Raw genomic sequence first — 23,926 nt, forward strand, 5'->3', positions numbered from 1 at the left:
ATCGGTTTTCCGAAGACATGGAAATCGCTGTCGAGATTGTTGCTTTTTTCTAACAATATTTCATTACTGGAATGATCTAGAAAGCCGCCGCCAGGCGCAGGTCGGGCCGCTCGGCCCAGCGCGCGCAGGCCTCGGCCAGGCGTTCGCTCTCGGCGATGGCGCGGCCCCAGTCGCGCATGCGGGCGGCGTGGTCCTGGCCGTAGAACTTGAAGTCGCGCCGGTCCGGCATTTTGCCGTTGGGCAGGGTGGCGAGGAAGGCCGGCGACGGCGACACCAGTATGACGTTGTCGAGCGCGGCGTCGCGGGCGCGGCGCCAGGGCAGCGACTTGTCCAGCCAGCCGGGCACGATGTGGTCGGCGAAGTGCGGGTACAGCACCAGGCCGGGGTCGCGCTGGTAGGGCAGGTGCAGGTGGTAGTCGATCAGGCCGCCGTCCCAGTAGGCGCCGGGCGGCGCGCCGGCGATCGCCACCACCGCCTCGAGCAGCAGCGGGATCGAGCCGGAGGCCAGCAGGGCGTCGCGCAGGTTGGCCTCGGACAGGCCGACGAAGTGGGCGGCGAAGGCGTCGAAGTCCTGGCGCAGCCAGGCCGCGTCGTCGCGGCGGTCGTGGAACACCACGCGCTGCATCGACGCCGCCAGGCGCGAGCGCGCCAGCAGGTTGTTGGCGGCGGCCAGCAGGAAGCCGGCCGTCTCGCGCCAGCGCGCGCCGTTGGCGCGGGCCAGCGCGCCGGCGCCGCGCACCGTCAGCACCGACAGGTGGTGCTCGGGATGCTTGAGCGGCTCGGCGGCGCGGCCCTCGAACAGCTCGTCGAGCAGGGCGCGGCAGGTGCGGCTGACGTAGGCCGCGTCGACCTTGGCCGGGTAGCGCTGGGCGGTGTACAGGCGGGCCAGGCGGCGCTGCGCGGCGACCGGGTCGGCGCAGGCGGCGGCGGCCATGCGCCAGGCGCCGATCGAGGCGCCGACCAGGCGGCGTTGGCGCGGCGCCTGTTTCAGCCAGTCGCCGAACAGCCAGCAGTCGATGCCATGCAGGATCAGGCCCTTGGGGCCGCCGGCGGCGGCCGGCACGATGGCCACGTCGGCCGCGCGCAGACCCTCGGCGGCGATGCGCGCGCGGGCGCGGGCGCCGAGGCGGATGGTGATGGGGGAGTCCATTTAAATGAGGGAATTGCGGTTTTGTTGGGCAGAGTACCATTGATCGGAGCGCCTGTGAACAGCCCTCGTTCAACATCCTTCTTGGTTCCCACCGCTTGGCGACAAAATGGCACCAGTGTGCTACCATGCCCTCGTCGAGTAGCGCTAACAACCGGAAGGCTTAACACATGAGTGCGACGGAAGAAAGAGGCCGTATTACGGCCAGAGTTTCCAGCCCAATAGCAGAGAAACTCCAAGAGGCGGCAGACTTGATGGGCGCTACGTTGAACCAGTTCTTGGTTCAAGCAGCACTAAAAGAAGCGAATAGGGTGATCGAGCGAGAACACACGATCCGCTACACCCGTGAAGATGCTGCCATGTTAATAAATCTGCTTGACTCCCCACCATCGCCCAACCCGGCGCTAGCGAAGGCCTTCGCGCAGTATAAAACCAAGGTAGAAAATGGCACACTCATTATCCGCGCTGGACGCAGCGCATGAAGTGAATCGCTTCACCTGTGGTAAGCCGGAGCTTGATCACTATCTGCAAACGATGGCAAGGCAGCACCAAAGCAAGAATATCTCCAAGACCTATATATTGACGAACGACGAAGACCCTACGCAGGTCAGAGGTTTTTTCACGATGGCAATTCGCCCAATGACGCCCAAGGGCGACATGCCGGCAAGTTTGGTCAAGCGTCTACCAAACACAATCCCCGGCTTTACCTTGGGACGTCTGGCAGTTTCCGAAACGCACAAAGGAAACGGGTACGGAGCAACATTATTGATAGCAGCGATGGCAAAAGCCAAGGCTGTCGCGGACGAAGTAGGGGGCTTTGCGTTGTTCGTTGACGCCAAGGACGGCGAAGCGTCGAGCTTCTACCAGAACTATGGCTTCACACCATTCCCATCCAATCCTTTGATTCTTGTGATACCGATCACGCACATCCCCGGATAATGTGAAATACTCACGGCGCCGAGGCGGATGGTGAGGGGTGAGTCCATTTAAATGAGGAAATTGCGGTTGTGTTGGCTGGAGTATGAGGCAGTGATTTCTTTAGCGGCGGGCAAGTTTTCCGGCCATCACACCAATGGCGACGTCGGGCCATTGGGCACCTTCGTGATCGGCATTGGCGACGAACTTGGCGTGGCGCGCGTTCAAGTACGCAACAGCTCGCGCGCGGTTTTGCGGAGACGAATTGTCAAGTTCCACGGAGAGGCCTCTGGTCGCTTTTAAGCTGATCGCGTATAGAGCCTTCTTCTTGTCTTGTTTAGCCATGATTTCATCCTTTTCGCACGTTTGGTTCAATGACTTAGCGTAGCGTTTTGGACAAGCGTATCACTTTTCGCCCCTTGGTTGTCGCGTTGTTGTAGCCCAAGCTCTTGTAAAACTCCAGCAAGGCGGCCAGCTCGACATGCTTTGCGCGGCGGCGGAAAAGCTTGATGATCTTTTCCCAATCCCAGTTGCCTTGTCTGAGGTCGGGATACGCATGACGCCACTCTTTGGTTTGAAGGATTGCATCGGGTGTGATGTCGTCCAGATGCACGACTGTGGCTGTGATGTCGGAAAGCGACAGGGCCGTGAGCTCTCTGGCCTCCCGCCGTCGCGCCGCATACCGTAAGCATGCCTCATGTCGCTCATTCCTGCCGTTCTGATCGTGTCCCATGGTCTTCCATTTTTCTGCCGTCTGGTCGACATCAAATTGGAGGGTGCGCGCGCTTGGCGCGGCAAGTGTCTATTGTCGCGGGGCTGAACGTTGGGGTATTGTTGTAGCTCTTGTGTTGGCGAGTTCGCTTCCTCGTCAAGTTGAAGTGCGCGGCCCCCTCCCGCGGGAAGGGACCGCCGGCCTTACTTCAGGCCGCCGCCGAGGGTGCGGTACAGGTCGATGGCGCCGGTGGTGCGCAGCAGGCGCGCCTGCACCAGCGACTGCTCGGCGCCGAACAGCTCGCGCTGGGCGTCGAGCACGTCGAGCGCGCTGGCCACGCCGTTGTCGAAGCGCAGCTGCAGCAGCGCCAGGCGGTCGGCCTGGGCCAGCCGCACGGCGCGCTGCGCCGCCACCTGCTCGCCCAGGTAGTCGCGCGCGGCCAGCGCGTCGGCCACCTCGCGGAAGGCGCTCTGGATGGTCTTCTCGTAGTCGGCCACGGCGAGGTTCTTGCGCACCTCGCTCAGCGTCAGGTTGGCGCGGTTGCGCCCGCCGTCGAAGATCGGCAGCAGCAGCTGCGGGGCGAACGACCAGCTGCCCGAGCCGGCGTCGAACAGGCCGCCCAGCGACGGGCTGCTGCTGCCCACGGCGGCGGTCAGGCTGACGCGCGGGAAGAAGGCGGCGCGCGCCGCGCCGATGTTGGCGTTGGCCGCCTTCAGGCGCTGCTCGGCGGCGCGGATGTCGGGCCGCCGCGCCAGCAGGTCGGACGGCAGGCCGGCCGGCAGCGCGCTCATCGCGTCGATGGCGGCGTCGCCGGCCATGGCGCCGGATGCCGGGCCGGCCGGCGGCTGGCCGACCAGCAGGGTCAGCGCGTTCTCGGCCTGGGCGCGTTGCCGCGCCAGGGTCAGTGCGGCGACGCGGGCCGTTTCCATCAGCGTTTCGTTGGAGCGCAGGTCGAGGCGCGACGAGGCGCCCACCTCGGCGCGCTGCTGCGTCAGGCCGTAGGTGCGGCGGCGCGCCTCGTAGCTCTGCTGCGCCAGCGTGTACTGCTCGGCGTAGGCGCGCTCGGTGTAGTAGGCTTTGGCGACCTCGGCCACCAGGCTGATCTGCGCCGCCTGGCGCGCCTCGCCGGTGGCCAGGTACTGCGCCAGCGCGGCATCGTTCAGGCTCTTGACGCGGCCGAAGAAGTCCAGCTCGAAGGAGGAGATGGCCAGGCCGGCGTCGTAGCGCTTGCCGATGCTTTGCTGGCCGCCCTGGGCCAGGAAGGCCGGCGTTTTCGACTTGGTGTCGGCCAGGTTGGCGTTGACGCCGGGCAGGCGGTCGGCCGACTGCACGTTGTAGGCGGCGCGCGCCTCCTCGATGCGCAGCGCGGCCGTGCGCAGGTCGCGGTTGTGCTCCAGCGCGGCTTCGATCAACTGGCGCAGGCGCTCGTCGGCGAAGTAGTCGCGCCAGCCGGTGTCGACGGCGGCGGCGCCGTTGTTGGCGGCGCTGGCGCCGCCGCCGCTGCCATTGCCGGGGAAGGCGGCGGCCACCGGCGCCTCGGGGCGCTGGTAGGTCGGCGCCAGCGAGCAGGCCGACAGCAGGCCGACGGCCAGCATTGCGGCCAGCAGGGCGGCGCGCGGCATGGCGCGGCCGCCGTGGATTTGCGCCGGCGCCGGCGTTGGGGTCTCGAAGCCGGGTTTAGTCATGTTTGTTCTCCGCTGGCAGGTCCAGCTCATGTGCGGCCAGGCGGCGCTGGCGCTCGCTGCCCTTGAATATTTTACGGATCACGACGAAGAACACCGGCACCAGGAACACCGCCAGCACGGTGGCGGTGATCATGCCGCCCATCACGCCGGTGCCGATGGCGCGCTGGCTGGCCGAGCCGGCGCCGCTGGCCACCACCAACGGCAGCACGCCGAGGATGAAGGCCAGCGAGGTCATGATGATCGGCCGGAAGCGCAGGTGCACCGCCTGCAGCGTGGCCTCGACCAGGCCCATGCCCTGGGCCTGCAGGCGCTTGGCGAACTCGATGATCAGGATCGCGTTCTTGGCCGACAGGCCGATGATGGCGATCAGGCCGACCTTGAAGTAGACGTCGTTGGGCAGGCCGCGGATGGTGGCGCCGAGCAGCGCGCCGAGCACGCCGAGCGGCACCACCAGCAGCACCGCCACCGGGATCGACTCGCTCTCGTAGAGCGCGGCCAGCACCAGGAAGGCGGCCAGCAGCGACAGCGCGAACAGCGCCGGCGCCTGCGAGCCGGAGGTTTTTTCCTCCAGCGACTGGCCGGTCCATTCGATGCCGAAGCCGGGCGGCAGCTGGCCGGCCAGGCGTTCCAGCTCGGCCATGGCCTCGCCGGTGCTGCGGCCGGGCGCGGCGTCGCCGGTCAGTTTGATGGCCGGGTAGCCGTTGTAGCGCACCAGTTGCACCGGGCCGGTGATCCAGCGCGAGCTGGCGAAGGACGAGAAGGGCACCATGGCGCCGCTGTTGCTGCGCACGTTCAGTTGCAGGATGTCGGCCGGCTGCAGGCGGCGCGGCGCGTCGGCCTGGACGATGACGCGCTGTTGCCGGCCGCTGCTGGCGAAGTCGTTGACGTAGCTCGAGCCGAGCGAGATCGAGAGCATGCTGTTGATGTCGGCGAAGGCGACGCCGAGCGCGTTGGCCTTGTCGCGGTCGATGTCGAGCTGCAGCTGCGGCGCGTCCTCCAGGCCCTCGGGGCGCACGCCCTTGAGGATGGACGACTTGGCGGCCATGCCGAGCAGCTGGTTGCGCGCCTCGACCAGGGCGGCGTGGCCCAGGCCGCTGCGGTCCTGCAGGCGGGCGGTGATGCCGGTGGCGTTGCCCAGCTCGCGGATCGGCGGCGGGCTGAGCGGGTAGACGATGGCGTCCGGGATGCCCGACAGGGCGCCCATGGCGCGCTGGGCGATGGCGCTGGCCGACTGTTCGGCGTCGCGCTCCTTCCAGTCCTTCAGCGGCACGAACACCAGGCCGGCGTTCTGGCCGTTGCCGGAGAAGCTGAAGCCGGCCACGGCGATGGTGCGGGCCACGCCGGGCTGCTGGCGGAAGTAGGCGTCGACCTTGGTCAGCACCTCGCTGGTGCGGCTGGTCGAGGCGCCGGCCGGCAGCTGCACGTTGGCGATCAGGAAGCCCTGGTCCTCGTTGGGCAGGAAGGACGAGGGCAGGCGGGCGTACAGCCAGGCGACGATGCCGAGGATGGCGGCGAAGATCAGCAGGTAGCGGCCGGTGCGGGTCAGCATCTTGGCGATCACGCCCTGGTAGCCGGTGGCGGTGGCGGCGAAGCGGCGGTTGAACCAGCCGAAGAAGCCGCGCTTCTCGTGGTGGTGGCCGGCCTCGACCGGCTTGAGGATGGTGGCGCACAGGGCCGGCGTCAGGGTCAGCGCCATCAGCGCCGAGAACACCATGGCCGACACCATCGCCAGCGAGAACTGGCGGTAGATGGCGCCGACGGCGCCGCCGAAGAAGGCCATCGGGATGAACACGGCGATCAGCACCAGGGTGATGCCGATGATCGCGCCGGTGATCTGCGACATCGCCTTGCGCGTCGCGTCGCGCGGCGACAGGCCTTCCTCGCTCATGATGCGCTCGACGTTCTCGACCACGACGATGGCGTCGTCGACCAGGATGCCGATCGCCAGCACCATGCCGAACATGGTCAGCACGTTGATCGAGAAGCCGAACAGCTGCATCGCGGCGAAGGTGCCCATCAGGGCGATCGGCACGACGATGGTCGGAATCAGGGTGTAGCGGAAGTTCTGCAGGAACAGGTACATCACCAGGAACACCAGCAGCACCGCCTCGAACAGGGTCTTGACCACCTCCTCGATGGAGATCTTGACGAACAGCGAGGTGTCGTAGGGGATGGTGTATTTGACGCCGGGCGGGAAGTACTTGGCCAGATCGTCCATCTTGGTGCGCACGGCGGTGGCGGTCTGCAGCGCGTTGCCGGTCAGCGACAGCTGCACGGCGATGGCCGAGAACGGCGCGCCGTTCAGGCGCGCGCTGATGCCGTAGCTGGCGCCGCCCATCTCGACGCGGGCGACGTCGGCCAGGCGCACCAGCGAGCCGTTGGGGTTGGAGCGCAGCACCACCTTGGCGAACTCCCCGGGCGAGGACAGCTGGCCGGTGACGACGATGGGCGCCGAGTAGGTCTGCCGCGCCGGGCTCGGCAGGTCGCCCAGCGTGCCCGAGGTGACCTGGGTGTTCTGCGCCTTGATGGCGGCGGTGACGTCGGCCATGGTCATCTTCAGGCCGACCAGCTTGGCCGGGTCGATCCAGACGCGCATGGCGCGCTCGGTGCCGAACAACTGGGCCTGGCCGACGCCGGGCAGGCGCTTGATCTCGTTGACCACGTTGCGCGCCAGGTAGTCGCCCAGCGCGGTCGGGTCGAGCCGGCCGTCGGTGGAGGACAGGCCGACGAACATCAGGATGTTCGAGCGCGCCTTGTTGACCTGCACGCCCTGCTGGGTGACGGCGGCCGGCAGGCGCGACTCGACCCGCTTGATGCGGTTCTGCACGTCGACCGCCGCCAGGTCCGGGTTGGTACCCGGCTGGAAGGTGACGGTGATGGTGACGGCGCCGTTCGCCTCGCTCTGCGACTCGACGTATTGCAGGCCGTCGGCGCCGTTCATTTCCTGCTCGATCACGCTGGTGACGGCGTCGTCGAGCACCTGGGCGGTGGCGCCCGGGTAGTTGGCCGTCACCACGATCGATGGCGGCGCGATGGTCGGGTACTGGGCCACGGGAAGAACCGTGAGCGCCAGCGCGCCGCCGAGCAGAATGAATAAGGCGATCACCCAGGCGAACACGGGGCGGTCGATGAAAAACTTGGCCATCTGGACTCCCTGGGATTATTTGGACGCGGCGGCGGCGGCGGCGGCGGCGGCGGCCGGCGGCGCCGAGGCGGCCGGAGCGGACGCTGGCGGGGCCGACGCCGAAGCCGAGGCCGCGCCGGCGGCGGCGTGGCCGGCCCACGGCACCGGCTTGACCAGCGCGCCCGGCTTGGCCTTCTGGAAGCCCTCGACGATGATGCGCTCGCCGCCCTGCAGGCCGGAAGTGACGATCCAGTTCTGGCCCTGCGCGGTGTCGGCCTTGACCGGGCGCGGCGCGACCTTGTTGTCGGCGCCGACCAGCATCACCGAGGCGCCGTCGGCGCCGCGCACCACGGCCTGTTGCGGCACCACGATGGCGGCCTCGCTGACGCCCTGGTCGAGGCGGGCGCGCACGTACATGCCGGGCAGCAGGGTGCGGTTCGGATTGGGGAACTCGGCGCGCAGCGAGACGGCGCCGGAGCTCTCGTCGACCGAGACGTCGGCGAACAGCAGCTTGCCGGCGTGCGGGTAGACCTGGCCGTCCTCGGTCACCAGGGTGACCTTGGCCTGGTCGGCGCCGGCGCTCTTCAGCTTGCCGCTGGCCAGTTGCTGGCGCAGGCGCAGCAGCTCGGTGGACGACTGGGTGACGTTGACGTAGATCGGATCGAGCTGCTGGACCACGGCCAGCGCGGTGGCCTCGCCCTGGCCGACCAGCGCGCCCTCGGTGACCAGGGCGCGGCCGATGCGGCCGGAGATCGGCGCGGTGACGGTGGCGTAGCCCAGGGTCAGGCCGGCGTTCTGCCGCGCCGCCTTGGCGGTGGCCAGGTCGGCGGCGCCCTGCTTCTGCGCGGTGGCGGCGTCGTCGTACTCCTGCTGGCTGACCGCCTGGGCGGCCAGCAGCGGCTTGTAGCGCTTGACCTTCAACTCGGACTGGGCCAGGTTGGCCTCGGCCTTGGCGACGGCCGCCTGGGCGCTGTCGTAGCTGGCCTGGAAGCTGGCCGGGTCGATGCGGAACAGCACCTCGCCGGCCTTGACCTCGCCGCCCTCCTTGAAGGCGCGCTGCAGCACGATGCCGGCGGTGCGCGCGCGCACCTGGGCGATGCGCGAGGCCTCGACGCGGCCGGGCAGTTCGGCGCTCAGGGTGACGGCGGCGGGGGCGACGGTGATGACGGCAACGGTGGCCGGCGGCGGCGGGCCGCCGGCGCCGTTGGCGCCCTTGTCGCCGCAGGCGGCCAGCAGCGCGAGGGTCAGGGCGGCGGCGGCAACGGCCGTGTAACGAGGGACTGATCTCATGGAAGTCTCGTAAAAAGTAATGTTGTTGAACGTGCTCCGCCCGCGACGGGGTGGGTGCGGGACAAGGTTGCAACATTGTAGTACAGGCTTAAATGTAACGTTTTGTACCTTAAATTACCGCAATTTCGGTGGCGCAAACGGTTGCGGCGGCCGGCCATGAAAAAAGCGGGAGGGCGGCGTTGCCGCCGCGCTCCCGCCCGTGTTGCGTGGCGCCGGCCGAGGCGGCCGGCGCGCGGACGCGTCAGCGCATCGCCGAGATGATCTGTTTCAGCTTGCCGGAGTCGGCGCAGAAGGCGCGGATGCCCTCGGACAGCTTCTCGGTGGCCATTTGGTCCTCGTTGAGCATGAAGCGGAAGGCCTTCTCGTCGAGCGACATCTTGACCATGCTGGCGGCGGGGGCGGCGTCGGCGCTGAGCTTGCGCCCGACCGGGGCGTCGCTGTCGGCCAGCTGTTGCAGCAGCTCGGGGCTGATGGTGAGCAGGTCGCAACCGGCCAGTTCGAGGATCTGGCCGGTGTTGCGGAAGCTGGCGCCCATCACCTCGGTCTTGTAGCCGAACTTGCGGTAGTAGTTGTAGATGCGCTTGACCGACTGCACGCCCGGGTCGTCGGCGCCGACGTAGTCGATGCCGGTGGATTTTTTGTACCAGTCGAAGATGCGGCCGACGAAGGGCGAGATCAGCTGGGCGCCCGCTTCGGCGCAGGCGATCGCCTGGCTCAGCGAGAACAGCAGCGTCATATTGCAGTGGATGCACTCCTTCTCCAGGATTTCGGCGGCGCGGATGCCTTCCCAGGTGGCGGGCATCTTGATGAGCACGCGCTCGCGGTCGAAGCCTGCCGTTTCGTACAGGTGGATCAGTTCGCGCGCCTTGGCCACCGAACCGTCGGTGTCGAAGGACAGGCGGGCGTCGATCTCGGTCGAGACGCGGCCGGAGACGATTTTCAGGATCTCGCCGCCGAAAGCGATCAGCAGGTGGTCGATGACGTCGCCGGTGGAGGCGTCGGGGTTGTCGCGCACGGCCTTGGCCAGCAGCGGCTTGTACTCGTCCTTTTGCACCGCCTTCAGGATCAGCGAGGGATTGGTGGTGGCGTCGCGCGGCGTGTAGGCCTTGATCGACTGGAAGTCGCCGGTGTCGGCGACGACGGTGGTGAATTTCTTGAGCTGTTCGAGTTGGTTCATGTGCGGGGCCAAATGGGTGGGTGAGCTGACTTTTTCGATGTCGGTTTTATTATCTTAGCTGATTGTCCGGCAAACGTGGGCACAAACGCGCAGCCGTCGTGGCGGATAGGGGAATCGAGCGGATTTGCGCAAATTTGCGCAAATCCGTATCAGTTGTTCGCTTGGGCGCGTGCTAGGCGGGCGGCCAGGAAGGCCAGCAGGCGGGTCTGTAGTTGCAGCTGGAAGCGCGGCCGGTCGAAGCCGGGCGGGTTCGTGCGCCGGCACGAAGCCGGGCCGCAGCATGGCCGGTGGAAACGGGCAGAGGAAGGAGTGGTGGCCGGCGTTGGCGATGGTCTCGGCCTCGACCAGCGCGGGCCGCGCCACGCCGGTGCGCACCAGCTCGCCCTGCCAGGGCGGCGTCATATGGTCGTGCTCGGCGGTCAGCAGCAGGACCGGCAGGTCGACCCGGCGCAGCGCGCCGGGCGCCATGAACCAGGCGGCGGCCGGCGCCAGCAGCACCAACGCCGCCACGCGCGGGTCGCTGGCGGTGGCCAGCGGCTGGCCGGCGCGGTTGTATGGCGTGCCGCCGGCCAGGGCCAGGGCGCTGTAGCCGCCCATCGAATGGCCGATCACGCCGACGCCGCCGGGCCTCACGTGGGGCGCCAGGTGGGCGTCGGCGAGGACGGCGTCGATGCTCAGCTGTAGGTGGCGCGGCCGGCGCAGCAGGTTCTCGTCGCTGTTCTCCAGCGCGTTGTCGTGGCGGTTGTTGCCGGCGTGCTCGGGCAGGGCGACGATGTAGCCGCTGCGCGCCAGGAACAGGGCGAGCTCGCGGTAGGCCAGCGGCGTGCCGCCGCCGCCGTGCGAGAGCAGCAGCAGCGGGTACTGGCCCGGCAGCGGCGCGGCGTCGGCGGCGGCGTCGATCGAATAGGGGCCGAAGGCCAGCGGCGCCTCGGCGGCGTCGGTGGGGTAGAACAGCAGCAGGGGGAAGCTCAGCCCGCGCTCGGCGTCGCCCACCTGCGCGCTGCGGCAGCCGGCGCGGACGGTCATTCGGCCAGCGGCAGTTGGTCCATGGGAGGCACGCCGCGTTTGCGCGCGTCGTGGCGATAGTAGGCCGCCATGCTGAGGCCGAAGAAGGCCGCCACCCCCAGCGCCGCCAGCAAGGTCGTGGCGAGCGGGGTGCCGTCGCGCAGCCAGACCAGCGGCCACATGATGATCCACCAGAACACGCCGAAGAAGCCGCCGAAGAAGGTCGCGTTGACGAGGAAGCGGTTGAAGTGCGGCGGCGCCAGGTCGACGCCGAAGCGCCACAGCAGGCGGAAGGCCAGCGGCGCCGAGGTGGTGCGGCGGATGCGTTTGATGTCGTACAGGTAGCGCAGGGCGCGCTCGCGTTGCAGCTCGCGGGCCGCGCGGGATGGGCTGGTCATGGAATACGGCGGCGCCGGCCGCTTGCTGTTGGATCAAGTGCCAATATTGACACAAATACAGCGGCGCGGCCAGTCAGCCGATGAAGGAATCGAACTGCAGGTCGAACTCCTGCAGCGCCTTCTGGGCGTTCTGCATCTTCTTGCGGAACTCGGGGCCGCGTTGCAGCGCCAGGCCGACCGCCAGCACGTCGATCACCACCAGGTAGGCCAGCCGCGCCGAGATCGGCGTGTACGGGTCGGTGTTGAAGATCAGGTCGATGGGGATCAGCACGGTGGCCATGTCGGCCAGCGGCGTGCCCGACGGCGCCAGCACGATGACGTCGGCGCCGCCACGGCGCGCCAGCTTGACCGAGCGCACCAGCGCCGGGCTGTTGCCGCGCTGCGAGATGGCCACCACGGCGTCGCCGGCGCGCAGCAGGGCGGCGGCGATGCTGTGGATGGCCGGGTCGGCGTAGGCCACCGTCGGCACGCCGGAGCGGAAGAACTTGTGCTGGGCGTCGGCGGCGACGATGCCGGAGGTGCCCTGGCCGTAGAACTCGATCTTGTTGGCGCGCGACAGGATGTCGAGCGCCTGCTGCACCGCCTCGGCGTTGAGGTTGTTGCGCAGGTCGAGCAGGGTGTTGATCGAGCGGCTGCAGATCTTGTTGACCAGGTCGGCCGCCAGGTCGTCCTGCGCCGGCTGCTCGTTCAGGCCGGGCAGGGCCAGGGCCAGGCCCTGGGCCAGCTTGAGCTTGAACTCGTGCCAGCCGTCGTAGCCCAGGGTGCGGCAAAAGCGCACCACCGTCGGCTCGGACACCTGGGCGCTCTTGGCCAGCGCCGTGATGTTCTGGCTGACGATCAGGTCGGGATGCTCCAGCACCGCCTGCGCGACCTTCTTCTCCGACTTGGAGAGCGAGTCGAGCTGGGTGCGGATCGAGTCGAGTAGCATTAGTTTTTCGCTGCCATGATGAGTCCTCTATTAATCTTCCGGCAGCGCTTCTTCGCGCCACTGCAGGCCGTCGCGGCCGATCAGCGCGCTGGCGGCGGCCGGGCCCCAGGTGCCGGCGGTGTACGGGATCGGCATGCTGTCGTCCTGCTCCCAGTTGGTCAGGATCGGTTCGACCCATTCCCACGCCGCCTCCAGCTCGTCGCCGCGCATGAACAGGGTCAGCTGGCCGCGCAGCACGTCGAGCAGCAGGCGTTCGTAGGCGTCCATGCGGGGCGATTTGAACGACTCGCGGAAGTCCAGTTCCAGCTCGGCCGGCTTGAGGCGCATGCCGTCGCCCGGCGTCTTGGCCATCAGGTTCATGCGCAGGCCCTCGTCGGGCTGCAGGCGGATCACCAGCGAGTTCGGTTGGAAGCTCGAGGTCGGCTGGTTGAAGATCGAATGGGGGATCTGCTTGAAGCGCACGACGATCTCGGCCAGGCTGTCGGCCATGCGTTTGCCGGTGCGCAGGTAGAACGGCACGCCGGCCCAGCGCCAGGTGTCGATCTCCGCCTTCATGGCGACGAAGGTCTCGGTGCGCGAGTGTTCCGGCGCGTCCGGCTCGTCGCGGTAGCTCGGCACGGCCTGGCCGTCGACGTGGCCGGCGCGGTATTGGCCGCGCACGATGTTCTGCGCCAGCGTGGTCGGGGTGAACTTCTTGAGCGAACGCAGCACCTGCAGCTTGGCGTCGCGCACGGCGTCCGGCGCGATCGAGGTGGGCGGTTCCATGGCGACGATACACAGCAGTTGCAGCAGGTGGTTCTGCAGCATGTCGCGCAGCGCGCCGGAGGTGTCGTAGTAGCCCATGCGGTTGCCGACGCCGAGCTTTTCGGCGATGGTGATCTGCACGTCGGAGATCCATTCGCGGCGCCACAGCGGCTCGAACAGGATGTTGCCGAAGCGCAGGGCCAGCAGGTTCTGCACGGTCTCCTTGCCCAGGTAGTGGTCGATGCGGTAGATCTGCGACTCGGCGAACACCTTGCCCACCTCGGCGTTGATCTGCTTGGCCGAGGCCAGGTCGCGGCCCAGCGGTTTTTCCAGCACCACGCGCGAGTTCGGCGTGACCAGCTCGTTGGCGGCCAGGTTGTCGCAGATCTGCGCGAACAGGTGCGGCGGCGTGGCCAGGTAGTAGACGCGGGTCAGCGCCGGGTCGGCGCGCAGCGCCTCGACCAGCGGCGCGTAGCTGCCGGCGTCGGTGGCGTTGAGCGAAACGTAGACGATGCGGGCGGTGAACTTGGCCCAGGCGGCCGGCGTGACGGCCGGCGCCTTGATGTGCGGTCGAGAGGTGGCCTCGACGGTTTTCAGGAAGTCTTCCTGGCAGCAGTCCTGGCGGCCCACGCAGATGATGCGGGAGGTCGGTGGCAGGTCGTTGGCGACGTCGCGCGCGTACATCGCGGGCAGTAGTTTGCGCATCGCCAGATCGCCGCTGCCGCCAAACAGAACCAGGTCAAAATCGGTAAGAGCCATAATATGAAATCGCAGTAAGTGGGTGCCGGAGGAGTGCTACTAGGGGTTGTGTAAATTTACTACATGAATACGGGTAAGGCAAGAAAATTTACTACAAATTGGGTGTGGGCGTTGCTTGCTTGAGCGGTGCGGCTGGCAACCCCCAACCCCGCAAAGCCAGGGTCAGACCCTAGGGTCTGACCCTGATTTGGCTCTGGGGTGCTGCGGGCCTCACCGGCGCGCCGGCTTCAGGCCACGATTCATTCAATGTAGGCCGGTTCGGCGCGGCCCGCAACATCGACTTGCACCGACAGCACGCGGCCGCTCAGCGGGTACTGCGCCAGCTCCTCGGCCGAGCGCTTGTAGCTGGCGCTGGTGATGTAGAGGGTGCGCAGGTCGGCGCCGCCGAAGGCCAGCATGGTCGGGCAGCGCACCGGCAGGGCGATCTCGTCGAGGATCTCGCCTTCGGGCGACAGCTTGAGCACGCGGCCGCCCTCGAACATGGCGCACCAGTAGTTGCCCTCGCTGTCGACGGCGGCGCCGTCGGGACGGCCGCCGTAGTTGTTCGCCTTGTCGGTGGAGAACTGCTTGACCAACTGCTGGTCAGCCACGGTGCCGCCGGCCAGGTCGAAGGCGTAGCGGGTGACGCGGTGCGCGGTGGTGTCGGCGTGGTACAGCGTGCGCTGGTCCGGGCTGAAACCGAGGCCGTTGGAGACCGTCATGCCGCCCGACCAGACCTTGCGGATCTGGCCCCGCTCGAGCACAAACATCTCGGCGGCCTGGCGGTCGCGCGGCTCGAAGATGGTGCCGACCCAGAAGCGGCCGGCGGCGTCGGCGCGGCCGTCGTTGAAGCGGGTGGTGGCGGTGTCGTAGGGCGCGGCGGCGATGTCGCTCAGCGCGCCGCTCTCGGTGTTCAGGTGGACGAAGCCGCGGCGCAGCGCGATCACCAGGCCGCCCTGTTCGCTGCGCGCCAGCGCCGACGGCTCGCTGGACATCTTCCATTCGCGCCGCTCGCCGCTGGCCGGGTCGAGCCGGTGCACGGCGAAACCCTCGATGTCGACCCAGTACAGGGCCTGTTCCTCGGGATGCCACAGCGGGCATTCGCCGACCTGCATGGCCTTGTCGCTGACGGTGTCGATGTTGTGCTTGCTCATGGTGCGCCTTCGTTTAAATATGCTGGGCCGCTTTGGCCATGATGATCAGGCCGTTGGTCGAGCTGTCGTGGCGCTCGGGCGCGATCTCGCCGGTCAGTTCGTGGTGGATGTTCTTGGCCAGTACCTTGCCCAGTTCGACGCCCCACTGGTCGAAGCTGTTGACGTCCCACAGCACGCCCTGGACGAAGGTCTTGTGCTCGTACAGCGCGACCAGGGCGCCCAGCAGCGGCGGCGTCAATTGGTCCATCAGGATGGTGTTGCTGGGGCGGTTGCCGGGGAAGGTCTTGTGCGGCACCAGCGCTTCGGCTTCCACCTCGCCGAGGCCTTGCGCGCGCAGGTCGGCGCGCACCTCGTCGCCGGTCTTGCCGGTCATGAAGGCCTCGGACTGGGCGAAGCAGTTGGCCAGCAGCGAGTCGTGGTGGCCGGGCAGGTCGTGGGTCGGGCGCAGCGCGGCGATGAAGTCGATCGGCGTCACGTCGCTGCCCTGGTGCAGCAGCTGGAAGTAGGCGTGCTGCGCGTTGGTGCCGCACTCGCCCCACACCACCGGGCAGGTCGGCACGTCGACTTCCACGCCGCCCTTGGTGACGCGCTTGCCGTTGCTCTCCATGTCGAGCTGCTGCAGGTAGGCCGGGAAGCGGCTCAGGTCCTGGTGGTAGGGCGCGATCGACAGCGAGGAGCAGCCGAGGAACTGGCGGTTCCAAAAGCCGACCATGGCCAGCAGCACCGGCATGTTCTCCTCCAGCGGCGCTTCCTGGAAGTGCTGGTCCATGGCGTGGGCGCCGGCCAGGAAGTCGGTGAAGTAGCCGAAGCCGACCGACAGCGCGACCGCCAGGCCGATCGACGACCAGACCGAGTAGCGGCCGCCGACCCAGTCCCAGAACGGGAACATATTGGCCGGGTCGATGCCGAAGGCCTTGACCGCCCCGGTGTTGGTGGAGACGGCGACGAAGTGGCGCGCCAGCTCGTCCTCCTTGGCGTGGCGCAGGAACCAGCTGCGCGCGGTCTGCGCGTTGAGCATGGTCTCGGCGGTGACGAAGGTCTTGGAGGCGACGATGAACAGGGTGGTGGCCGGGTCGACCTGTTCCAGCACGGCGTCCATGTCGTGGCCGTCGACGTTGGAGACGAAGTGCATCTTCAAGCGCGGGTGGGCGTAGGAGCGCAGGGCCAGGCAGACCATCTTCGGTCCCAGGTCGGAGCCGCCGATGCCGATGTTGACGATGTCGGTGATCGGCTTGCCGCTGTGGCCCAGCCAGGCGCCGCTGCGCACGCGGTCGCTGAAGTCGCGCATGTGTTCGAGCACGGCGTGGACGTCGGCGACGACGTCCTGGCCGTCGACCACCAGCGCCTTGTCGCGCGGCAGACGCAGCGCTGTGTGCAGCACCGCGCGATGTTCGGTAAGATTGATTTTCTCGCCGGCGAACATGGCGTCGCGCTGCGCCTCGACGCCGCGTTCGCGCGCCAGGTCGAGCAGCAGCCCGACGGTGGTGGCGTCGACGCGGTTCTTCGAATAGTCGAGGAACAGGCCGGCCGCGTCGACCGTCAGCTTGGGAAAGCGCTGCGGATCGGCGGCGAACAACTGGCGCATCTGCCAGTGTTTGGCCTCGACGGCGTGGGATTCGAAGGCCTGGAAACTGGCGGTGGCGGTGATGGCGGGCTGGCGCATAATGGTCGGCGGCGTTGGATTAGCGGGGTGGATGGAGGCCGGCGCGCATGCCGAAACACAGCTCGTGCGGCGCCAGGACGATCATATTATTCGATAATACATGAAAAACAGGTAAATTCACTACAGTTTGACTAAATCCCTGTACCGCCATGGGTCGGAGGCATATCCGGTCGGCAATCCATGTTGCGTTTCTTGCCACTAATTGGGCTTTGCGCGCAATAAAAGATCAGCGCTCAGGAAATTTTGTAGTAAAATTTCATGGAATTCATTCATAAGGAACGATCATGGCGGTGCATCCAGTACTCGAAACCGTAACGGCGCGGATCATCCAGCGCAGCAAGCCCTCGCGTGGCGCCTACCTGGCCCACCTCGAGGCCGCGCGCGTCAAGGGCGTGCAGCGCAGCGCCCTGTCGTGTACCAACCTGGCGCACGGCTTCGCCGCCTTCCCGGCCAACGACAAGCTGGTGCTCAAAGAGGTGCGCAAGCCCTCGGTGGCGATCGTCTCGTCCTACAACGACATGCTGTCGGCGCACCAGCCCTTCGAGGGCTTCCCCGCCATCATCAAGGAGGCGGTGCGCGAAGTGGGCGCGGTGGCGCAGTTCGCCGGCGGCGTGCCGGCCATGTGCGACGGCGTGACCCAGGGCCAGCCGGGCATGGAATTGTCGCTGTTCTCGCGCGACGCCATCGCCATGGCCACCGCCGTCGGCCTGTCGCACAATATGTTCGACTCGGCCGTCTACCTTGGCGTGTGCGACAAGATCGTGCCGGGCCTGCTGATCGGCGCGCTGCACTTCGGCCACCTGCCGGCCGTGTTCGTGCCGGCCGGGCCGATGACCACCGGCCTGTCCAACTCCGACAAGGCCAAGGTGCGCCAGCTGTACGCCCAGGGCAAGGCGAGCCGCGAGGAGCTGCTCGAGGGCGAGGCCAAGTCCTACCACGGCGCCGGCACCTGCACCTTCTACGGCACCGCCAACAGCAACCAGATGCTGATGGAGGTGATGGGCCTGCACCTGCCGGGCGCCGCCTTCATCACGCCGGGCACGCCGCTGCGCGACGCGCTGACCGCCGCCGCCGCCCAGCGCGCCGCGCTGATCACCGCGCAGAGCGACAACTACCTGCCGGTCGGCCGCGTCGTCGACGAGAAATCGATCGTCAACGCCATCGTCGGCCTGCTCACCACCGGCGGCTCGACCAACCACACGCTGCACCTGGTGGCCATCGCCAAGGCGGCCGGCATCGTCATCGACTGGGACGACTTCAACGAGCTGTCGGCCGTGGTGCCGCTGCTGACCCGCATCTACCCGAACGGCGACGCCGACGTCAACCACTTCCACGCCGCCGGCGGCACCGGCTTCGTGATCCGCGAACTGCTCGACGCCGGCCTGTTGCACGACGACGTCACCACCATCCTCGGCAAGGGCCTGCGCGCGCACTGCGCCGAGCCCTTCCTGGGCGAGGGCGGCAAGGGCGTGGTGTGGCGCGACGCGCCGCTGGAAAGCGGCGACGAGAAGGTGCTGCGCAAGGCTTCGGCGCCGTTCGCGCCGGACGGCGGCATGATCCTGGTGAAGGGCAACCTGGGCCGCGCCGTGATGAAGGTCTCCGCCGTCAAACCCGAGCACCGCTCGGTCGAGGCGCCGGCGCTGGTGTTCAATTCGCAGGAGGCCTTCATGGCCGCCTACAAGGCCGGCAAGCTGGACCGCGACTTCGTCGCCGTGCTGCGCTTCCAGGGCCCGCGCGCCAACGGCATGCCCGAGCTGCACGCGCTGACGCCGGCGCTGGCCAACCTGCAGGACGCCGGCCGCCATGTCGCCCTGGTCACCGACGGCCGCATGTCCGGCGCCTCGGGCAAGGTGCCGGCGGCGATCCACGTCTCGCCGGAGATTTTGGCCGGCGGTCCGCTCGGCCTGGTGCGCGACGGCGACATCATCCGCCTCGACGCGGCGACCGGCACGCTGGAGGCGCTGGTGCCGTCCGAGGTGTGGCACGCGCGCGCGCTGGCCACCGCCGACCTGTCGCCCAACAACGTCGGCATGGGCCGCGAGCTGTTCGCCATGTTCCGCAACTCCGTCAGCGCGGCCGAGCAGGGCGCCACCAGCTTCGCGCTGCCGTCGCCGATTCCGACCACCGTGTCCCTGCACGATGGCGCCACCGTGGGCGAGACCATGCCCGGTTCCGATGAAGATTTCTCGATGAAGAAAGAAGCCTGACCATGACCATGACACTACTCGACATTATGCGCACCTCGGCCGTGATCCCGGTGATCGCGATCGACGACCCCGACCACGCCGTTCCGCTGGCGCGCGCGCTGGTGGCCGGCGGCATCCGCGTGCTGGAGGTGACCCTGCGCACCAAGCACGGCCTGGCGGCGATCCGCGCCATGAGCGCGGTGGAGGGCGCCATCGTCGGCGTCGGCACCCTGACCCGGCCCGAGGAGTTCGCCGCTGCGCGCGACGCCGGCGCCGTGTTCGGCGTCTCGCCCGGCCTGACCGCCGCGCTGGTCGCCGCCGCCAAGAGCAGCGGCTTGCCGCTGCTGCCGGGCGTGATGACGCCGTCCGAGGTGATGGCGGCGCGCGAGCAGGGCTTCCTGCAGCTCAAGCTGTTCCCGGCCGTGCCGGCCGGCGGCGTGGGCATGCTCGGCGCCATCGGCGGCCCGCTGCCGGACGTGACCTTCTGTCCGACCGGCGGCATCTCGCAGGAGACCGCCTCGCAGTTCCTGGCGCTGAAGAACGTGGCCTGCGTCGGCGGCTCCTGGCTGACGCCGAAGGACGCCATCGCCGCTGGCAACTGGGAGCGCATCACCGAGCTGGCCAAGGCGGCCAGCGGCCTGCGCTAAGCGGCCCCGGCCTGGCGCCAGCCGCCGGGCCGGCCGCGTCCGACGGGCGCGGCGGTCAACGAAAAAACGACGCCGGATGGCGTCGTTTTTTCGTTGTGCGGGCCGGTTTGCGGCATGGGCCGCGCCGGCGCTCAGGCCGCGACCGGCTCGGCCGGCTGGCGGCGCCGGCGCGCAGCGGCGCCGACCAGGCCCAGGCCGGCGAGCAGCATGGCGTAGGTTTCCGGCTCCGGCACGGCGGCCACCGGCACCGACAGCGCGTTGACGAACAGTTGGCGGTGGTCGCCGCTGACGCCGCCGAAGCTGTCGTCCGGGAAGACGTTGACGCCGATCACGTTGCCCTTGGTGGCCACCAGCGCCACGCCGTCGTCGTAGCTGGCGTTGAGGGTGGCGCCGGCGGCGGCGACGACGTTGTCGCGGTAGTAGTTGCTCAGCGTGGCGACGCCGGTGAACAGCGCCGAGGCGTCGTTGGCGCCCATCGAGGCGGTGGAGTACAGCGAGCCGCCGAGCGAGGTGAAGGGCGAGTAGCCGCCCGACAGGAAGGCGCCGGCCAGCGTGTTGCTGCCCTGTTCGGCGTAGGAGAAGGTCGACACGACCAGGCGCTTGCCGGTGGCGGCGAAGCTGGCCAGGGCGTCGCCGTTGCCGACCGGGTCGCCGCCGTGGTTGGTGAAGAACAGCACCTCGTCGTAGGCCGACATGGTGGCGAAGGAGACCGAGGTGGTGTCGAGCGCCGTGACCGAGCTGAACTGGGCGGAGGCCATCAGCCAGGAGGCGATGTCGGTGGTGGAGCCGCCGCCGTTGTCGGTGCCGACGACCAGCACGGTGGGCGCCGCCTGGGCGCCGAAGGCCAGTAGGGCCAGGGTGCCGGCGGTGATGCTGCGTGTCATGAAGTTGTTCATTTTTGTAACCCCTTTTATGTAAGTGGTCACGAAAAGATAGAGCTTTTATTGTCGAATGTCTATCGAATGTTTCTTGCTGGAATATCATTGTTGACACCGGGGCTCCATCGATTCTCTCCAATTGTCACTCTGCGGGAGGGGCGCGGCGGCCGTCAGTTGGCCTCCGGCAATGGTGAAAATACAACGCTTGACGGTGGCCGGGCTAGGGGAGTTGTAGTTCTTCGCGCAACACTTCGCGCGGTCCCGCCCCGCCCCGCTGTCGCGGCTACAGCGCCGGCTGCGCCTCGACGCGGTTGCGGCCGCTGCGCTTGGCCAGGTAGAGGGCGCGGTCGGCGGCGCCGATCAGGGCGGCGGCGTCGAGCGCGGCGCCGGCCGGCTGGGTGGCGATGCCGACGCTGACCGTGACGCAGGCCTCGCGGTGCATGCCCGGCACGTGGGCGATGGCCAGCTCGATGGTGCGCAGGCGCACGCCCTCGGCCATCAGCACGGCCTGGGCGGCGTCGGTGTCGGGCAGGATCATGGCGAACTCCTCGCCGCCGTAGCGCGCCATCAGGTCGCACGGCCGCTTGAGCACGGCGGCCAGCGCGGCGGCCACCTGGATCAGGCACTGGTCGCCCTGCTGGTGGCCGTAGTGGTCGTTGTAGGACTTGAAGTTGTCGATGTCGATCATCAGCAGCGACAGGGCGCTGCCGCCGCGCTTGGCGCGGCGCTGCTCGCGCTCCATCGCCACGTCGAAGTGGCGCCGGTTGGCGATGCCGGTCAGGCCGTCGGCGAAGGTCTGCGAGCGCAGCACCATGGCCTGCTCGCGCAGCAGGCGCTCGCGGGCGACGGCGACGCTGACGTCGCTGATCTGGATCAGGCAGTGGCGCCCGGCGCCGGCCAGCGCCAGCGGGGTGACCTCGACGGCCTGCTGCAGGCGCTCGCCGCGCGCCGCCGCCTGGGCGTCGGCGAACAGGGGGAAGGGCGCCTTGTTGAGCGACTGCGACAGCAGCGAGCCGAAGCCGTTGCGCAGCGCCTGCTCGACGGCGCTGTGGACGCGCTGGCCGCGCAGCGCCGGGTACAGCTCGAACAGGTCGCGGCCCAGCACGCCGGCGGCCGGCGCGCCGGCGTGGCGGCCCATCCAGTCGTTCCACAGGGCGACGCGGTGGGCGCCGTCGAGCACGACGGCGCCCAGGTTGATGCTCGCCAGCACGCCCTCGAGCAGGCCGGCGGGGGCCGCCGCGCCGCTCATGCCTGCCCCATGGCGCGGGCGATGTACAGGTCGATCTGCTCCTGCATGTCGTGCAGCGCCGAGAGGTCGAGGATGAAGGCGACGTAGCCGTGGATCTGGTGCTTCTCCAGCACGAAGTCGATGTGCAGCATCAGCACCACGGTGTCGGCCGGGCTGCCCGAGGCGGTCAGGATCTCGTCGCTGGTGCCGACGTGGTAGCTCGGCAGCGAGCCCTGCAGCTCGCGCTGGAACAGGTTGGCCAGCGTGCCGACGCAGGAGTTGAGGATGATGTTGCCGATCTCGCACATCGCCTCCTGCTCCATCTCGGACAGCTCCTGCAGCGGCACGCCCTCGCCGACCATCAGGCGGACGATCTCAAGGCTCTTGTCCTCGGGGAACATGAGGATCGCCTCGGTGCTGAAGGCGCCGCGGTAGTGCTGGCTGACGCCGCAGATGCGCTCGCGCTCGCCGCCGGGCGCGCCGAGCAGGGCGGCGGCGGCGGCGCGGTGCATGAAGCTGATCGACGGCACCGACATGCGCACCTCCTCGTTGACGATGGCGCTCATCGAGGCGGCGGCCTGGCCGACGCCGATGTTGAAGATCTCGACCAGGGCGTCGTTTTCCAGTTCGCTCAGGGTGAACATCCTAGTCCTCCAGCACGGCCAGCAGTTGGGCGATGCGCGCCTCGGTGATCGGCTTCTCCATGAAGCCGATGCCCAGCGCGCTGGCGCGCTCGCGCGTGGCGCTCTGCACGTTGGCCGTCAGCAGCGAGATCGGCAGCGCCGGATAGCGCCGCCGCAGCAGCTCGGCGGCGGCGATGCCGCCCATGCCGGGCATGTTGACGTCCATCAGCACCAGGTCGGGCGCGACGGCCTCGGCCTGCTCCAGCGCCTGCTCGCCGGTGGCGGCCTCCTCGACCCGCCAGTCGGCGCGCAGGATCAGGATGTATTGGCGCGCCATCATGCGCGAGACGCGGCTGTCGTCGACGATCAGGACGGTTTTACTCGGCATGGCATCTCCCCGGGGCGGTGGCTGGCTGGCCCATTTTCGCACACTCGCGGCGCGCGCTGGGGCGCAAGCGCGGGCCTTGTGCCAGTCTGCGACATCGGCGGGAACGCTCGTTGCCGCAGCGCAATTCCGAGCGGAAAAGGGCGGCGTCGGCGGGCGATCCGTTAAAATAGCGCCATCGCGCGCGCCGGCCGTGCCGGCGCGCCCCGCTTCCCCCCACCTTTAGAACCCATCATGACCCAAGACGAATTGAAACAAGCAGTAGCCCGCGCCGCCATCGACTACGTGGTCGACGGCGAAATCATCGGCGTCGGCACCGGCTCGACCGCCAACTTCTTCATCGACGAGCTGGCCAAGATCAAGCAGCGCATCAAGGGCGCGGTGGCCTCGTCCGAGGCGACGGCGGCGCGCCTGGCCGGCCACGGCATCGCCGTGTTCGACCTCAACGACGTCGCCGAGATCGCCGTCTACATCGACGGCGCCGACGAGATCACCGCCGCCGGCGCGATGATCAAGGGCGGCGGCGCGGCGCTGACGCGCGAGAAGATCGTCGCCTCGGTGTCCAAGCGCTTCGTCTGCATCGCCGACGGCTCCAAGCTGGTCGAGACCATGGGCAAGTTCGCGCTGCCGGTCGAGGTGCTGCCGATGGCGCGCGCCGCCGTCACCCGCCAGCTCGCCGCGCTGGGCGGCCAGCCCAAGCTGCGCCTCAAGCCGGGCACTGACGAGGCCTTCATCACCGACAACGGCGGCATGATCATCGACGTCGCCGGCCTGGCGATCGCCGAGCCGGTGGCGCTGGAGCAGCGCATCAACCAGATCGTCGGCGTCATCGCCGTCGGCCTGTTCGCCCAGCGCGGCGCCAACGTCTGCCTGCTCGGCACGCCCGACGGCGTGCGCACGCTGACCTTCTAAGCGGCAAATACGCCGCGCGGAATACAACAAGGGCGCCCGGCCGCGAAGCGGGGCGCCCTTGTTTGCGTGCGGCCGCGGCCGCCGCGGCGGCTTATTCCGTCGGCGGCACGTAGCCCATGGCGGCGTCGGCGCCGTCGCCGAAGAAGTGCTTCTCCATCTGCGTGGCCAGGTATTTGCGCGCGCGCAGGTCGGCCAGGTTCAGGCGGTTCTCGTTGACCAGCATGGTCTGGTGCTTGAGCCAGGCGGCCCACGCCTCCTTCGAGACTTCCTTGTAGATCCGCTCGCCCAGGGCGCCCGGATACGGCGGGAAGTCGAGGCCTTCGGCGTCCTTGTTGAGTTTAATGCAATGAATAGTGCGGGCCATCTTAGGTGCTCCTAATGCGGGAT

The 23,926-nt window shown here is 68.3% G+C and carries 23 protein-coding genes; 5 read left to right on the plus strand and 18 right to left on the minus strand.

Going from position 1 to position 23,926, the window contains the following annotated elements; genetic code table 11:
• Positions 1 to 76 precede the first annotated feature (76 nt).
• Complete coding sequence (locus tag QC826_RS05635) at positions 77 to 1,150, minus strand: patatin-like phospholipase family protein (RefSeq protein WP_279764742.1); 1,074 nt, start codon at positions 1,148 to 1,150, stop codon at positions 77 to 79.
• Positions 1,151 to 1,317: 167 nt separating this feature from the next.
• Here QC826_RS05635 and QC826_RS05640 point away from each other — a divergent pair, with 167 nt between their 5' ends.
• On the plus strand, positions 1,318 to 1,629 hold the full coding sequence (locus tag QC826_RS05640) for a DUF1778 domain-containing protein (protein ID WP_279764743.1): 312 nt from the start codon (positions 1,318 to 1,320) through the stop codon (positions 1,627 to 1,629).
• A complete protein-coding gene (locus tag QC826_RS05645; RefSeq protein WP_279764744.1) occupies positions 1,592 to 2,086 on the plus strand; it encodes a GNAT family N-acetyltransferase in 495 nt (164 codons plus the stop codon). The genes QC826_RS05640 and QC826_RS05645 overlap by 38 nt, the downstream gene beginning before the upstream one ends.
• Before the next feature lie 99 nt (positions 2,087 to 2,185).
• Here the strand turns inward: QC826_RS05645 and QC826_RS05650 are convergent, their stop codons facing one another.
• From QC826_RS05650 to pgi, 12 genes are all read right to left on the minus strand, one after another.
• Positions 2,186 to 2,407, minus strand: coding sequence for a hypothetical protein (locus tag QC826_RS05650; protein ID WP_279764745.1), 222 nt, complete (start codon positions 2,405 to 2,407; stop codon positions 2,186 to 2,188).
• Between the two features lie 34 nt (positions 2,408 to 2,441).
• A complete protein-coding gene (locus tag QC826_RS05655; RefSeq protein ID WP_279764746.1) occupies positions 2,442 to 2,795 on the minus strand; it encodes a hypothetical protein in 354 nt (117 codons plus the stop codon).
• A 182-nt stretch (positions 2,796 to 2,977) separates the two neighbouring features.
• On the minus strand, positions 2,978 to 4,396 hold the full coding sequence (locus QC826_RS05660) for an efflux transporter outer membrane subunit (RefSeq protein ID WP_279766399.1): 1,419 nt from the start codon (positions 4,394 to 4,396) through the stop codon (positions 2,978 to 2,980).
• A gap of 55 nt (positions 4,397 to 4,451) precedes the next feature.
• Entirely contained in the window at positions 4,452 to 7,604 is a 3,153-nt protein-coding gene (locus tag QC826_RS05665; protein WP_279764747.1) for an efflux RND transporter permease subunit, read from the minus strand.
• Between the two features lie 15 nt (positions 7,605 to 7,619).
• Positions 7,620 to 8,873 carry an efflux RND transporter periplasmic adaptor subunit gene (locus tag QC826_RS05670; protein ID WP_279764749.1) on the minus strand — a complete coding sequence of 418 codons (1,254 nt, stop codon included), beginning with the start codon at positions 8,871 to 8,873 and terminating at the stop codon, positions 7,620 to 7,622.
• A 241-nt stretch (positions 8,874 to 9,114) separates the two neighbouring features.
• Positions 9,115 to 10,050, minus strand: coding sequence for a transaldolase (gene tal / locus QC826_RS05675; RefSeq protein WP_093384396.1), 936 nt, complete (start codon positions 10,048 to 10,050; stop codon positions 9,115 to 9,117).
• Between the two features lie 54 nt (positions 10,051 to 10,104).
• Positions 10,105 to 11,076, minus strand: coding sequence for an alpha/beta hydrolase family protein (locus QC826_RS05680; RefSeq protein ID WP_279764750.1), 972 nt, complete (start codon positions 11,074 to 11,076; stop codon positions 10,105 to 10,107).
• Positions 11,073 to 11,453, minus strand: coding sequence for a DUF6404 family protein (locus QC826_RS05685; RefSeq protein WP_279764751.1), 381 nt, complete (start codon positions 11,451 to 11,453; stop codon positions 11,073 to 11,075). Before QC826_RS05685 ends, QC826_RS05680 begins: the two co-directional genes overlap by 4 nt.
• A gap of 73 nt (positions 11,454 to 11,526) precedes the next feature.
• Positions 11,527 to 12,381, minus strand: a complete 855-nt coding sequence (locus tag QC826_RS05690; RefSeq protein ID WP_093384393.1) for an SIS domain-containing protein — start codon at positions 12,379 to 12,381, stop codon at positions 11,527 to 11,529.
• Positions 12,382 to 12,411: 30 nt separating this feature from the next.
• On the minus strand, positions 12,412 to 13,884 hold the full coding sequence (gene zwf, locus QC826_RS05695) for a glucose-6-phosphate dehydrogenase (RefSeq protein ID WP_279764752.1): 1,473 nt from the start codon (positions 13,882 to 13,884) through the stop codon (positions 12,412 to 12,414).
• Between the two features lie 239 nt (positions 13,885 to 14,123).
• Positions 14,124 to 15,017: an SMP-30/gluconolactonase/LRE family protein gene (locus tag QC826_RS05700; protein WP_279764753.1), complete on the minus strand. Its 894-nt coding sequence runs from the start codon at positions 15,015 to 15,017 to the stop codon at positions 14,124 to 14,126.
• 13 nt (positions 15,018 to 15,030) lie between these two features.
• Positions 15,031 to 16,680 carry a glucose-6-phosphate isomerase gene (gene pgi, locus QC826_RS05705; protein ID WP_279764754.1) on the minus strand — a complete coding sequence of 550 codons (1,650 nt, stop codon included), beginning with the start codon at positions 16,678 to 16,680 and terminating at the stop codon, positions 15,031 to 15,033.
• 284 nt (positions 16,681 to 16,964) lie between these two features.
• On the opposite strand from pgi, the gene edd reads away from it, so the two are divergent.
• Together edd and eda are read left to right on the plus strand one after the other, a co-directional pair.
• On the plus strand, positions 16,965 to 18,887 hold the full coding sequence (gene edd, locus QC826_RS05710) for a phosphogluconate dehydratase (RefSeq protein WP_279764755.1): 1,923 nt from the start codon (positions 16,965 to 16,967) through the stop codon (positions 18,885 to 18,887).
• 2 nt (positions 18,888 to 18,889) lie between these two features.
• Entirely contained in the window at positions 18,890 to 19,513 is a 624-nt protein-coding gene (gene eda, locus QC826_RS05715) for a bifunctional 4-hydroxy-2-oxoglutarate aldolase/2-dehydro-3-deoxy-phosphogluconate aldolase (protein WP_279764756.1), read from the plus strand.
• A 131-nt stretch (positions 19,514 to 19,644) separates the two neighbouring features.
• Here the strand turns inward: eda and QC826_RS05720 are convergent, their stop codons facing one another.
• The 4 genes from QC826_RS05720 to QC826_RS05735 all read right to left on the minus strand — a co-directional run bounded on the left by QC826_RS05720 (position 19,645) and on the right by QC826_RS05735 (position 22,630).
• Entirely contained in the window at positions 19,645 to 20,397 is a 753-nt protein-coding gene (locus tag QC826_RS05720) for a PEPxxWA-CTERM sorting domain-containing protein (protein WP_279764757.1), read from the minus strand.
• A gap of 277 nt (positions 20,398 to 20,674) precedes the next feature.
• The gene (locus tag QC826_RS05725; RefSeq protein WP_279764758.1) at positions 20,675 to 21,640 is read right to left on the minus strand and encodes a diguanylate cyclase; all 966 of its coding nucleotides are present in this window, start codon (positions 21,638 to 21,640) and stop codon (positions 20,675 to 20,677) included.
• A complete protein-coding gene (locus tag QC826_RS05730; RefSeq protein ID WP_279764759.1) occupies positions 21,637 to 22,263 on the minus strand; it encodes a chemotaxis protein CheC in 627 nt (208 codons plus the stop codon). The genes QC826_RS05725 and QC826_RS05730 overlap by 4 nt, the downstream gene beginning before the upstream one ends.
• 1 nt (position 22,264) lies before the next feature.
• On the minus strand, positions 22,265 to 22,630 hold the full coding sequence (locus tag QC826_RS05735; protein ID WP_279764760.1) for a response regulator: 366 nt from the start codon (positions 22,628 to 22,630) through the stop codon (positions 22,265 to 22,267).
• Between the two features lie 231 nt (positions 22,631 to 22,861).
• Between QC826_RS05735 and rpiA the strand changes: the two genes are divergently transcribed.
• On the plus strand, positions 22,862 to 23,539 hold the full coding sequence (gene rpiA / locus QC826_RS05740; RefSeq protein ID WP_279764761.1) for a ribose-5-phosphate isomerase RpiA: 678 nt from the start codon (positions 22,862 to 22,864) through the stop codon (positions 23,537 to 23,539).
• A 91-nt stretch (positions 23,540 to 23,630) separates the two neighbouring features.
• On the opposite strand, the gene QC826_RS05745 is transcribed toward rpiA, so the two are convergent.
• Positions 23,631 to 23,903, minus strand: coding sequence for an oxidative damage protection protein (locus QC826_RS05745; protein ID WP_093384368.1), 273 nt, complete (start codon positions 23,901 to 23,903; stop codon positions 23,631 to 23,633).
• Positions 23,904 to 23,926 lie beyond the last annotated feature (23 nt).

It is taken from the genome of Rugamonas sp. DEMB1 (assembly GCF_029834475.1).
Lineage (GTDB): Bacteria > Pseudomonadota > Gammaproteobacteria > Burkholderiales > Burkholderiaceae_D > Rugamonas > Rugamonas rubra.

Bases quoted from the DNA above. Each gene is read 5' to 3' on its own strand.
- QC826_RS05700 (WP_279764753.1), bottom strand. From the start codon at position 15,017: ATGAGCAAGCACAACATCGACACCGTCAGCGACAAGGCCATGCAGGTC.
- QC826_RS05665 (WP_279764747.1), bottom strand. From the start codon at position 7,604: ATGGCCAAGTTTTTCATCGACCGCCCCGTGTTCGCCTGGGTGATCGCC.
- pgi (WP_279764754.1), bottom strand. From the start codon at position 16,680: ATGCGCCAGCCCGCCATCACCGCCACCGCCAGTTTCCAGGCCTTCGAA.
- QC826_RS05685 (WP_279764751.1), bottom strand. From the start codon at position 11,453: ATGACCAGCCCATCCCGCGCGGCCCGCGAGCTGCAACGCGAGCGCGCC.
- rpiA (WP_279764761.1), top strand. From the start codon at position 22,862: ATGACCCAAGACGAATTGAAACAAGCAGTAGCCCGCGCCGCCATCGAC.
- edd (WP_279764755.1), top strand. From the start codon at position 16,965: ATGGCGGTGCATCCAGTACTCGAAACCGTAACGGCGCGGATCATCCAG.
- QC826_RS05660 (WP_279766399.1), bottom strand. From the start codon at position 4,396: ATGCCGCGCGCCGCCCTGCTGGCCGCAATGCTGGCCGTCGGCCTGCTG.
- zwf (WP_279764752.1), bottom strand. From the start codon at position 13,884: ATGGCTCTTACCGATTTTGACCTGGTTCTGTTTGGCGGCAGCGGCGAT.
- QC826_RS05655 (WP_279764746.1), bottom strand. From the start codon at position 2,795: ATGGGACACGATCAGAACGGCAGGAATGAGCGACATGAGGCATGCTTA.
- QC826_RS05640 (WP_279764743.1), top strand. From the start codon at position 1,318: ATGAGTGCGACGGAAGAAAGAGGCCGTATTACGGCCAGAGTTTCCAGC.
- QC826_RS05680 (WP_279764750.1), bottom strand. From the start codon at position 11,076: ATGACCGTCCGCGCCGGCTGCCGCAGCGCGCAGGTGGGCGACGCCGAG.
- QC826_RS05670 (WP_279764749.1), bottom strand. From the start codon at position 8,873: ATGAGATCAGTCCCTCGTTACACGGCCGTTGCCGCCGCCGCCCTGACC.
- QC826_RS05735 (WP_279764760.1), bottom strand. From the start codon at position 22,630: ATGCCGAGTAAAACCGTCCTGATCGTCGACGACAGCCGCGTCTCGCGC.
- QC826_RS05745 (WP_093384368.1), bottom strand. From the start codon at position 23,903: ATGGCCCGCACTATTCATTGCATTAAACTCAACAAGGACGCCGAAGGC.
- tal (WP_093384396.1), bottom strand. From the start codon at position 10,050: ATGAACCAACTCGAACAGCTCAAGAAATTCACCACCGTCGTCGCCGAC.
- QC826_RS05730 (WP_279764759.1), bottom strand. From the start codon at position 22,263: ATGTTCACCCTGAGCGAACTGGAAAACGACGCCCTGGTCGAGATCTTC.
- QC826_RS05690 (WP_093384393.1), bottom strand. From the start codon at position 12,381: ATGCTACTCGACTCGATCCGCACCCAGCTCGACTCGCTCTCCAAGTCG.
- QC826_RS05645 (WP_279764744.1), top strand. From the start codon at position 1,592: ATGGCACACTCATTATCCGCGCTGGACGCAGCGCATGAAGTGAATCGC.
- QC826_RS05725 (WP_279764758.1), bottom strand. From the start codon at position 21,640: ATGAGCGGCGCGGCGGCCCCCGCCGGCCTGCTCGAGGGCGTGCTGGCG.
- QC826_RS05650 (WP_279764745.1), bottom strand. From the start codon at position 2,407: ATGGCTAAACAAGACAAGAAGAAGGCTCTATACGCGATCAGCTTAAAA.
- QC826_RS05720 (WP_279764757.1), bottom strand. From the start codon at position 20,397: ATGACACGCAGCATCACCGCCGGCACCCTGGCCCTACTGGCCTTCGGC.
- QC826_RS05635 (WP_279764742.1), bottom strand. From the start codon at position 1,150: ATGGACTCCCCCATCACCATCCGCCTCGGCGCCCGCGCCCGCGCGCGC.
- eda (WP_279764756.1), top strand. From the start codon at position 18,890: ATGACCATGACACTACTCGACATTATGCGCACCTCGGCCGTGATCCCG.